Genomic DNA, 9554 nt, shown 5'->3' with positions numbered 1-9554 from the left:
CTTCCCCTGTGGCTTTTTGGGGGGGGGGCCACGGGGGGGGGAGGGGGGTGGGGGGCCCCAAGACCCAACCTGGGCCGCCAAAAGTCCTCTGCCGGGGGGGGGGGGGGGTGGGGGGCCCCCCCCCCCCCCCCCCCGCTTCGGGCTGCCCAGCCTGGAATACCGGTGTGCCGGTTTCGATTGGCCCCCTTGTACGAATCACAGGAGGGGGACGCTGGTGACCGACCTGAAGCTGTTCCGGCTGGGCGCCGGCGCGGCGTCCGGGTCGGGGTGGTGGCCGAGACCGCCTGCTTCCACAGCGTGTAGGCGACACCGTCGGCGCTGCGGTTCAGGCCGGTGGCGTTGATGTTGGCGGTGGTGTCGCAGGAGGAGTGGTAGCAGCGGTCGTACGCGGCACCCGCCGTGCCGCCCCACTTGGCCGCCTGCGCCGAGGTCTTGCGGGCGCTCGCGCCCATGGCGTAGCCGGAGGTCGGGATGGAGTAGGCCTCGAAGGAGTAGTCGTCGGAGCGGCCCGCGCCCTCCGTGTTCTCCTCGGGCCGGAGGTTCAGCGAGTCCCAGTACGCCTTCATCGGCGCGGCGGCGACGGAGTTGATGTGGTTGATGAAGTAACCGCCGTTGGGCGAGGCGACCATGTCGAAGTTGTAGTACGCCTTGATCGCCGAGCGCTGCGCGGAGGTCAGGGAACGGACGTAGAAGTCCGAGCCGTTGAGACCCTGCTCCTCGTCCGTCCACCAGCCGAAGCGGACGCGGGCCGCCATCGAGGGGCGGGTCTCGGCCAGTTTCAGCGCGACCTCCAGGAGGGTCGCGCTGCCGGAGCCGTTGTCGTTGATGCCGGGTCCGGCAAAGACGCCGTCGAGGTGTGAGCCGAACATGTACACCTTCGACGCGTCGCCGTAGGGCCACTCGGCGATCAGGTTGGGTCCGGCGCCGCGGGTGCAACCGGAGGTGCAGGACTGCTCGGTGACGGTGTAACCGGCCGCCTGGAGCTTGCCCTTCACATAGGCGACCGAGTCGCGGTAGCCCTGGCCGGTCGATCTGCGGTTGCCGCCGTTGCGGCTCGCTATGGCGCCCAGTTCGGTGAGGTGCGCCTGGACCCTGGTGACGTCGATGTCGGGCGCGGCCGCGGTCAGGGTGGGGGCCGGGGGGCGCGAGGAGGTCGCTCGGGCGTTCAGGGGCAGCGCGGCGAGGCCGGCGGCGGCCGTGACGAGCGCGAGGCCGGTCCGGGTGATTCTTCGTGGTGCTCGCACTGTGTCTCCTTGTGGGGTGAGGAAACGGACGGTGAGGGTCGGGCCTGGGGAGCCGTGCCGCCTCGCCCCTGATGGTCATGCGCATGCCAAGACCTGGTCAAGCCTCGGCTCACGAGATCGGCCGGATCAGGAGCCCGCGCCCGCCGCCGGGCGGATGTTCCCCGTGGGGCTACCGTGCGATAACCGCACACCCGTACGCTGCCGCCAATTCTGCTCCTACCAAGGGAAGTTGGCGCATGCGTGGATTGAGACGGCTGGCGGCGCTCGTGGGGGCCGCCGCTCTGTTGGTGGTGGTGCCGGGCAACGCCCAGGCGGCGTCGCCGAAGTTCTCCGAGACGACGGCCATCGGCACGCACAACGCGTACGACAAGGCCAAGTACACGTACTTCGCACAGGCGTTGGACTCCGGCGCGTCACTGCTGGAGCTGGACGTCTACGTCGACAGCATCAGCCACCGCTGGCGGGTCAGCCACAGCAACCCGCTGGGCAACGACAACAACTGCGAGGCGGCGAAGACCCCGAGCGAGCTGTACAGCAAGAGCCGTAACCAGGACCTCGGCAGCTGCCTGGACAACATGGCCGCCTGGAACCAGCTCCACCCCGACCACCCGCCGATCGTCGTCAAGGTCGAGATGAAGGTCGGCTTCAACGACAAGGCGGGCCTCGGACCGGACGAGTTCGACACGCTCGTCGCGCAGAAGCTGGGCAGCAGCGTCTACAAGCCGGCCGACCTGCTCGGCGGGACGTACAGCACGCTGGACGCCGCGGCGAAGGCCAACGCCTGGCCCGCCCGGGACTCCCTCAAGGGCAAGTTCCTCTTCGATCTGATCCCGGGCACGGTGGAGCAGTCCAACCCGTTCGACAGCTACTGGACGGACGAGGAGTACGGCGACCACCTGCGCGACCTCAAGGCGGCCGGCACCATCTCGGCGGCCCAGGCCTTCCCGGTCGTCCTCGGCGCCGCGAACGGCGATCCGCGCACCAGCCGCTACGACGCCTCGATCCGCCCCTGGTTCGTGTTCTTCGACGGTGACGCGGCCACGTACGTCAACGACGGCTACGACACCTCGTTCTACTCCGCGAACCACTACGTCCTGATCACCACGGACGCCCACAACGTCTCCCCGGCGATCTCCTCCACCAACCCGACGGACGCCGAAGTCGCCGCACGCCTGGACCTGTTGGCCAAGAACCATGCCAGCCTGATCACCTCGGACTGGTCGGCGAAGTCCGCGTCGGTGCTCAGTTCGGTGACCACCCGAAGCTGAGGTTCCGGACCGGCGCTCACGGGGGACAACCTTCACATGCTGCATGGCATCGACGTGAGCGCCTACCAGTCCTCCTCCTACGCGACGAACGGTCTCTCCTTCGTCTTCATCAAGGCGACGGAAGGCCGTTCGTACGTCAATCCCAGACTCGCGGCCCAGACCAAGCACGCGCGCGAAGCGGGCCTGGTCGTCGGCTTCTACCACTTCCTGTGGCCCGGCAACCTCACCGCCCAGGCCGAGTACTTCCTCAGTCACGCCCCGGACCGCCGCGGCGACCTCCTCGCCGTCGACTGGGAGACCACCGGCGACGGCACCCACGCGAGCAACGCGGAGAAGGACCGCTTCATCCGCAAACTGAAGGAGCTACGACCGGACAACCGGGTGGTGCTGTACACGAACCGGAACTACTGGCTGACCGTCGACACCACCTCCTACGCCGGGGACGGGCTGTGGATCGCCGACTACGTCACCGCGGGCAAGCCGCGCATCAAGGCCAAGTGGCGGTTCCACCAGTACACCAGCGAACCCCACGACAAGGACGTGGCGAACTTCGCCAGCAAGGACGCCCTGAAGGAGTGGGCCACAAGCGCGTGACGGGCTCGTGGTCCCCACTCAGCTCACCAGGTCAGCCCCGGAAGTCCGCCGGGCGTTCCGGGGAGGCCTCCGTGAGGGCCTTCCGTACGGCTTCCGTGCCCGCGCGCAGGCCGTAGACCGGGGTGCCGGGCTGCTGGCGCCAGGACTCGGCGATGGTGCCGGCGTCGACCGTGTCGAAGCCCAGTTCGTCGATCAGGTCGCGGACGATCCGCTTGGCCGCCTCGTCGTCACCGGCGACCGGGAGGGCCATGCGCGCGGGGTCGCCCGCGGGGCGGGGCCGGTCCAGGATGTCCTGGGCGTAGGTGCCGTTGAAGGCCTTGATCACCGGGTGGCCGAGGTGCTGCTCGGTCCAGCGGCTCTCGGTGAGGCCCTCGTCCTCGATGGCCGCGATCCGGCCGTCGCGCTGCTGCGGGTAGTAGTTGCCGGTGTCGATCACCGCGACGCCCTCGGCCGCGCCGTCCAGCAGGCCGGCGGGCAGGTCCGGGACCGCCTTGAGGGGCACGGTGACGACCACGACCTGGGCGCCCTTGGCCGCGTCCTCGGCCCGGACCGCCGTGGCGCCGGTCTCCTCGGCCAGGTCCCGGAGCGTCTCGGGGCCGCGCGAGTTGGCGACGGAGACGTCATGGCCGAGGGCGGTGAGCCGCCGGGTGAGGTTGCCGCCGATGTTCCCCGCGCCGATGATGCCGATCTTCATGGCTGACCCTCCGAGTGATTCATGCACGTGCATGGGAATGTCCTCCGGTCAACCTCGCTGAACCCTGGACTATTCCGCGTCATGCGGCGAATCGGTGACGACCGCCCGGTGCGGGTCTCCTGACGAAGGGGGGCCCGGCCCTCGGAGCGGGCCCCCCTGTCGCCGGCGGGTCACTTGCTCAGGTAGGCCCAGAACTCGTCGAACGACAGCACCTTGTCGCCGTTGAGGTCACGGGTCCTGATGACGGCCTCCGCGACCGTCTCGGTGACGTTCCAGTCACCCTGCTGCGCGAGGGCGGACTTGAACTCCGCTGCGGTGATGAATCCGTCACCGTCCGCGTCGATCCGCTGGAACTGCTTGCGTGCTTCCTCGATGTCCGCCACCGATCCGCCCCTTTTGGTCGTGTTTCTCATGCCGTGCTGGCGTACTGACGCTGGTCAGATTAACGGCCCGTACGAGCGCGGAGTGCGGCGACCACCCAGGCGAAGTCCTCGGCGTGCGGTGGCGCGGGCTGCCGGTTGACCACGGCGAGCAGTTCCCGGTAGCGGGCCACGCGCTCGTCGAAGCCGGCCGTCATGCGGTCCAGGACGTCGGCCCGGTCGGCGTCGCCGAACAGTTCGCTCAGCACCTCCTCCGCCTCGGGCCCGGTGGGGTCGACGCCGCGCTCGCGGACCGGCGCAAACAGTTCCACGAGCCGCTTGGCGAACCACAGCGACCGCCCGCGCGGCTCGCCGGGCCGCCGGTCGGCCGCGTTGAACTCGACGGCCCGGCGCATCTGCGCCCGGAACGCCGGGTCCTGGAGCATCTCGGCCAGTTCCACCCAGGCGTCGGCCTCCTCGGGCGTGGGGTCCTCCGCCAGGTGGACGGCGGTGCGCCGCATCCGTTCCTGGATGTCCGGGTCCACGGCGTCGAGCCCGTGCAGCGTCTCCGCGACGAACTCCTCCATGATCCGCTGCCGTTCGGCGGCGGACAGTCGCGCCAGCTTGTTCACGAGTGTCATCTCCTCTGCGGTCGAACCGCGTGGCGCCACGGTCGACAGCACCGCACGGGTCACCCGGAGCTGGGTCCCCCCGGTCGAGCGAAGTCGAGACTGGGGGAGGATCTGCGCGTCGAGCGCCGCCACGTGCGTGGCCGCGACCTGGGCCACGGTCCGCTCGCCGGCCAGCACCCCGCGCACGTCCGCCAGGCCGAGGCCCAGTTCGCGCAGGGTGCGGACCAGCTCCAGGCGGGCGACGCCGCCGGCGTCGTAGAGCCGGTAGCCGCCGGGCGACCGGGTCACCGGGGTGAGCACGCCCGCGTCGGACCAGTAGCGGATGGTGCGCACGCTCAGTCCGGTGGCGCGGGCCAGCTCGCCGATGGTGAGAAGTCCGGTGCCGTCTTCGATCATGTCTGCGAGTCTGGGCCTTCCAGTGGTGGAGACTCAAGGAGCGGGCCTTGGAGACCTTGCGGGACATTCTCGACGCGGTGGCGGCCGGCGGCTTCCCGCCGGCGGACGGCGGTACGACGGTCGTGCCGCAGCCCTCGCCACGGGACGCCGGGGTGCTGTCGTTCACCGCGCACTCGGTGGTCTTCACCGACGAGGACCCGGAGTGGGTGCGCGAGACGCTGCGCGGCCTGGACTGCGATCCGCTGGCGGCCACGATGAACCCGCGCTTCCTGACCGCCCTCCTGGACCGGACCGGACGCCGGGCCGAGACCATCGACGCGGTGCTGGTGGGCGCCCCGCTGCCGGGTGAACCCCCGCTCGCGCTGACGGAGATCGAGGACGCCGGCCACCCCCGGATCCGGTACGCCCACGGGCGCCGGGACGAGGTTCGGGCATGGGTGGCCGACGGCGGGGTGCTGGTCATGGGGCGCGGGGTCGCCGGGCGGCTGGAGGTGTCGGTCGAGGTGGCCGAGGGCGCCCGGCGCCGGGGGCTCGGGCGGCTGCTGGTGACCGCCGCCCGGCAGTTGGCCACGGAGCCGCTGTGGGCGCAGGTCGCCCCGGGCAACGCCCGCAGCCTGCGGGCGTTCCAGGCCGCCGGGTACCGTCCGGTGGGCGCGGAACTGCTGCTTCAGCGGAAGATGCCGGTGTGCCCCAGTGAGTAGCGGCCCGGCTGGGGGTAGACGGCGAGGCCGTGCGGGCCGCTGCCGACCTTGACGCGGGCCACCTCGGCGCCGGTGCGGGTGTCGATGGCGTACACCTCGGAGTCGTAGCGGCCGGACAGCCACAGGATCTTGCCGTCGGCGGAGACCCCGCCCATGTCGGGGCTGCCGCCACCGGGCAGGCGCCACTTCTTGGTGAGCCGGTTCCGGGTGAAGTCGAAGATGGAGATGGTGCCCTCGCCCCGGTTGGAGACGTACATCTCGCGGGAGTCTCGGCTGACGTAGAGGCCGTGGGTGCCCTTGCCGGTGGCGAGGAACCGGGGCCGGGTGAACCGGTCGCCGTCGAGAATCCACAGGCCGCCCGCCATCATGTCGGCGATGTAGAAGAGCTTGCCGTCCGGGGAGATCTTGACGTCCTGCGGCATGGCGCCGTGGAACGGCAGCTTCTCCTGGGCGACGACCTTCATCCGCGCCGTGTCGACCTTGAGGATCTCGCCGCTGAACTCGCAGGAGACGATGAAGTAGCGGCCGTCGATGGAGAAGTCGGCGTGGTTGACGCCGTAGCAGCTGACCGGGAGCGCCTTGACGACCTTCATGGTGTGCGCGTCGCGGAAGACCAGTTGGCGGTCCATGGAGGCCATGACGACGGCGTACTTGCCGTCGGGCGTGAAGTACAGGTTGTACGGGTCGTGCACGGCGACCGGCTCGCCGGCCCGGCCGGTCCGCGGGTCGATCGGCGTGAGGCTGTTGCCGAGGTCGTTGTTGACCCACAGGGTCTTCAGGTCCCAGGACGGCACGACGTGCTGGGGCTGGCGGCCGACCGGGATGGTCTCGACGACGTGGTAGGTCGCGGGGTCGATGACGGTCACGGTGTCGGAGTTGGTGTTGGGGACGTACACCCGGGAGGGGAAGTCCTTGACCACGGGCGAGAGCCGGTTCGGCCGGTCGGCGGCGTAGAGGTCGGCCGGGTCGTCCACGGGCGGCATCCCCGGCAACACGTTCACCAGCGGCTTCTTCACCCGTGGCTGGACCGGCGCCGTGCTGCCGACGGTCTCGCCCGCGTGGTCGCGGGACCCGCCGCCGCACGCGGAGAGCAGCGTCAGGGCGGTGACGGCGGCACCGGCGGCCAGCAGGCGGGCGGCTTTCGTGGTTCGCATCAGCTCAGCAGCTCCGTGGTGGTGACCGCGCGCAGTCCGCGGCGGCCGAGTTCGGTCAGGACGTCGGGCAGGGCGGCGACCGTGTCGGGGTATCCGAAGTGCAGGCTCACCACCGACCCGTTGCGGACGCCGGCGAGGACCTCGCGGGTGACGGCGGCGGCGCCGGGGCGGGTGTAGTCGAGCGAGTCGACGTCGTACGACAGCACGTGCGGGTAGCCGGCGGCGCGGGCCAGCCGGGCCACGAGCGGGGAGGCGGCCGGGGCGCGGGAGGGACGGAACCAGGTGCCGATGGAGCCGGTGAGCCGCTTGAGCCGCGCGGCGCAGTCGGCGATCTCCCGGCGGGCCTCCGCCTCGGGCAGCGTGTTGATGCCGATGTGCCGCTGGGTGTGGTTGCCGAGGTCGTGGCCGCCGTCGAGGATGCGGCGGGCGAGGTCCGGGTGCTCGTCCAGCCAGGTCCCGACGGCGAGCACGGTGAGCCGGGCACCGCGCTGCTCGGCGGTGTCGAGCAGGGCGCGGGCGAGGGCGGGGTCGCCCTGGCCGTGGAAGGTGAGGGCCACCTGGGGGCGGGTGCGGGGGCCGTGGGTGATCTGGGCGGGGTGGCCGCGGTAGGCGCGGGGTCCCGCCGGGGGTTTGGCCGTAGGCGGCATGGGGGCGGCGGCCGAGGCGGAGGGCCGGGTGGCATGTTCGGTGCCGCATCCGGCGAGCGCACCGGCGGCAACGAGCCCGGCGCCGGTACGCAGCACATCACGGCGGTGGGTGGGGGTCACCCGCACCATTTAAGGGGTGATTGGCGATAAATGGGGCGATTGGTGCCGTGCGTCGAGTGCGGTTCGTCGTGGCTGGTCGCGCAGTTCCCCGCGCCCCCTCGGGGCGCTTCTAGCGGTCAGCGACCCGCATCTCGAACCACGTCGTCTTGCCCCTCGGCAGCAGGTCGACGCCCCAGCGGTCGGCGAGCTTGTCCACGAGGAACAGTCCGCGTCCGCTGACGTCCAGTTCCTGCACCGGCATCAGGCAGGGCAGCCCGCGCGAGGGGTCGCGGACCTCGACCCGGATCCAGCCGGGGCGGCGGCGCATCCGCAGACCGAAGACGCGGGCGCCGGTGTGCCGTACGGCGTTGCCGACGAGTTCCGACACGAGCAGGACGGCGTCCTCGCTCAGCTTGGGGGTGAGCCGCCAGGTGCGCAGGACGACGACCTGGGCGAGCCGGCGGGCGGTGGCCGCGGATTCCGGGCGGGACGGCAGCGGGACCTCCGCCTCCGTCGGGTTGCCGAACAGTTCGAGTGCCTTGAGCCCCTGTTCGTCCTCGACCGCGGGTGACCAGCGTGCCGCGGCCGCACGGCTGTCTCCCCGCGGCTGTTCGATGCCCTCCAGCCCCGCCATGCCCCCATGATGGCCGTCCTGAGCCGTCTTGGGGGCCGTTCCGGCGGAATACGCCCCCCGCACGCCCCCGCTCCGCACCCGCCGATCGGCATATGCCATCGGCATGTCGATGTCCGACACAGCCCGGTTGACCTGCGGCGACGGCTCACTTTCGGGCAATCGACGGACTCCCTCGACAAGGCAGGCTTAAGGTTGAGTTAAGGCTCCCATAAACTGCCCGATCGAGGGACCCGAATGAGACGACGCGTCAATTGCGAGGCGGAACACCGGAGTCGGCGGGAGGCTCACGCGGTCGACGGTCAGACGAACTTGGCCTTGCCCGGCCCCTCCTCCACGAAGCTGCGCATGCCGCGCTCGCGGTCCTCGGTGGCGAACAGACCCGCGAACCAGTTCCGTTCGACGGCGAGCCCGGTGTCGATGTCGGCCTCCAGACCGGTGTCGACGGACTCCTTCGCGGCGCGCAGCGCGATGGCCGGGCCCTGCGCGAGCCGCGCGGCCCAGGCATGCGCCTGCTCGTACACCTCGGCGGCCGGGACGACCCGGTCCACCAGGCCGATCGCGAGGGCCTCGTCGGCCTTGACCTGACGGCCCGTGAAGATCAGGTCCTTCGCCTTGGAGGGGCCGATCAGCCGGGGCAGCCGCTGGGTGCCGCCGGCGCCCGGGATCAGGCCGAGCAGGATCTCGGGCTGGCCGAGCTTGGCGTTGTCGGCGGCGATGCGGTAGTCGGCGCACAGGGCCAGCTCGCAACCGCCCCCGAGCGCGTAGCCGGTGATGGCCGCGACGACGGGCTTGGGGATGCGGGCAACGGCGGTGAAGGAGTCCTGGAGGGCGCGGGAGCGGCGGACCATCGCCGCGTGGTCCATGTTCTGCATCTCCTTGATGTCCGCGCCCGCCGCGAACACCCGCTCGCCGCCGTAGATGACCACGGCGCGCACGTCGTCGCGGTCCGTGGCCTCCTCGGCCAGCTCCTTCAGCCGGTCCTGGGTGGCGATGTCCAGCGCGTTCATCGGCGGCCGGTCCAGCCGCAGGGTGCCGACGCCTTCGGCGACTTCGAGAGAGACGGTCATGGGGGTCAGGTTAACGGCCACTAACGACAATGGGCCCGGTGCCGTAGGTCACAGCACCGGGCCCT

At 71.0% G+C, this 9554-nt stretch carries 11 protein-coding genes; 3 read left to right on the top strand and 8 right to left on the bottom strand.

Annotated features, from left to right (window positions below; all coding sequences use genetic code 11):
- A partial coding sequence (locus tag ACZ4WH_RS39840; RefSeq protein WP_468190213.1) for a M28 family metallopeptidase occupies window positions 1-1244 on the bottom strand: 1244 nt, incomplete at its 3' end.
- A 236-nt stretch (window positions 1245-1480) separates the two neighbouring features.
- Between ACZ4WH_RS39840 and ACZ4WH_RS39835 the strand changes: the two genes are divergently transcribed.
- Both ACZ4WH_RS39835 and ACZ4WH_RS39830 read left to right on the top strand, forming a co-directional pair.
- A complete protein-coding gene (locus tag ACZ4WH_RS39835) occupies window positions 1481-2512 on the top strand; it encodes a phosphatidylinositol-specific phospholipase C domain-containing protein (RefSeq protein ID WP_468190211.1) in 1032 nt (343 codons plus the stop codon).
- A 36-nt stretch (window positions 2513-2548) separates the two neighbouring features.
- Complete coding sequence (locus ACZ4WH_RS39830) at window positions 2549-3106, top strand: glycoside hydrolase family 25 protein (protein ID WP_468190209.1); 558 nt, start codon at window positions 2549-2551, stop codon at window positions 3104-3106.
- Window positions 3107-3137: 31 nt separating this feature from the next.
- Here the strand turns inward: ACZ4WH_RS39830 and ACZ4WH_RS39825 are convergent, their stop codons facing one another.
- From ACZ4WH_RS39825 to ACZ4WH_RS39815, 3 genes are all read right to left on the bottom strand, one after another.
- The gene (locus ACZ4WH_RS39825; RefSeq protein WP_468190207.1) at window positions 3138-3800 is read right to left on the bottom strand and encodes an NADPH-dependent F420 reductase; all 663 of its coding nucleotides are present in this window, start codon (window positions 3798-3800) and stop codon (window positions 3138-3140) included.
- Between the two features lie 170 nt (window positions 3801-3970).
- Entirely contained in the window at window positions 3971-4183 is a 213-nt protein-coding gene (locus ACZ4WH_RS39820; RefSeq protein WP_103811294.1) for an EF-hand domain-containing protein, read from the bottom strand.
- Between the two features lie 59 nt (window positions 4184-4242).
- The gene (locus ACZ4WH_RS39815; RefSeq protein ID WP_468190205.1) at window positions 4243-5187 is read right to left on the bottom strand and encodes a helix-turn-helix domain-containing protein; all 945 of its coding nucleotides are present in this window, start codon (window positions 5185-5187) and stop codon (window positions 4243-4245) included.
- 47 nt (window positions 5188-5234) lie between these two features.
- Between ACZ4WH_RS39815 and ACZ4WH_RS39810 the strand changes: the two genes are divergently transcribed.
- A complete protein-coding gene (locus ACZ4WH_RS39810) occupies window positions 5235-5888 on the top strand; it encodes a GNAT family N-acetyltransferase (protein WP_468190203.1) in 654 nt (217 codons plus the stop codon).
- Here the strand turns inward: ACZ4WH_RS39810 and ACZ4WH_RS39805 are convergent.
- The 4 genes from ACZ4WH_RS39805 to ACZ4WH_RS39790 form a co-directional block, all read right to left on the bottom strand.
- Entirely contained in the window at window positions 5855-7042 is a 1188-nt protein-coding gene (locus tag ACZ4WH_RS39805) for a YncE family protein (RefSeq protein ID WP_468190201.1), read from the bottom strand. The two genes, ACZ4WH_RS39810 and ACZ4WH_RS39805, sit on opposite strands and share 34 nt — an antisense overlap.
- Window positions 7042-7818, bottom strand: coding sequence for a polysaccharide deacetylase family protein (locus ACZ4WH_RS39800; RefSeq protein WP_468190199.1), 777 nt, complete (start codon window positions 7816-7818; stop codon window positions 7042-7044). The genes ACZ4WH_RS39805 and ACZ4WH_RS39800 overlap by 1 nt, the downstream gene beginning before the upstream one ends.
- Before the next feature lie 100 nt (window positions 7819-7918).
- A complete protein-coding gene (locus tag ACZ4WH_RS39795; protein WP_468190197.1) occupies window positions 7919-8527 on the bottom strand; it encodes an ATP-binding protein in 609 nt (202 codons plus the stop codon).
- A 194-nt stretch (window positions 8528-8721) separates the two neighbouring features.
- On the bottom strand, window positions 8722-9489 hold the full coding sequence (locus ACZ4WH_RS39790) for an enoyl-CoA hydratase/isomerase family protein (protein ID WP_356340135.1): 768 nt from the start codon (window positions 9487-9489) through the stop codon (window positions 8722-8724).
- Window positions 9490-9554 lie beyond the last annotated feature (65 nt).

This window comes from Streptomyces sp. NPDC029138 (assembly GCF_055564375.1).
Note: the sequence above shows the minus strand (reverse complement) of the source record. Positions and strands in the feature narration are given on the sequence as shown.

Coding starts and splice junctions, on each gene's coding strand:
- ACZ4WH_RS39835 (WP_468190211.1), top strand. CDS start 1,481: ATGCGTGGATTGAGACGGCTGGCGGCGCTCGTGGGGGCCGCCGCTCTG.
- ACZ4WH_RS39830 (WP_468190209.1), top strand. CDS start 2,549: ATGCTGCATGGCATCGACGTGAGCGCCTACCAGTCCTCCTCCTACGCG.
- ACZ4WH_RS39825 (WP_468190207.1), bottom strand. CDS start 3,800: ATGAAGATCGGCATCATCGGCGCGGGGAACATCGGCGGCAACCTCACC.
- ACZ4WH_RS39815 (WP_468190205.1), bottom strand. CDS start 5,187: ATGATCGAAGACGGCACCGGACTTCTCACCATCGGCGAGCTGGCCCGC.
- ACZ4WH_RS39805 (WP_468190201.1), bottom strand. CDS start 7,042: ATGCGAACCACGAAAGCCGCCCGCCTGCTGGCCGCCGGTGCCGCCGTC.
- ACZ4WH_RS39800 (WP_468190199.1), bottom strand. CDS start 7,818: ATGGTGCGGGTGACCCCCACCCACCGCCGTGATGTGCTGCGTACCGGC.
- ACZ4WH_RS39795 (WP_468190197.1), bottom strand. CDS start 8,527: ATGCCGATGGCATATGCCGATCGGCGGGTGCGGAGCGGGGGCGTGCGG.
- ACZ4WH_RS39790 (WP_356340135.1), bottom strand. CDS start 9,489: ATGACCGTCTCTCTCGAAGTCGCCGAAGGCGTCGGCACCCTGCGGCTG.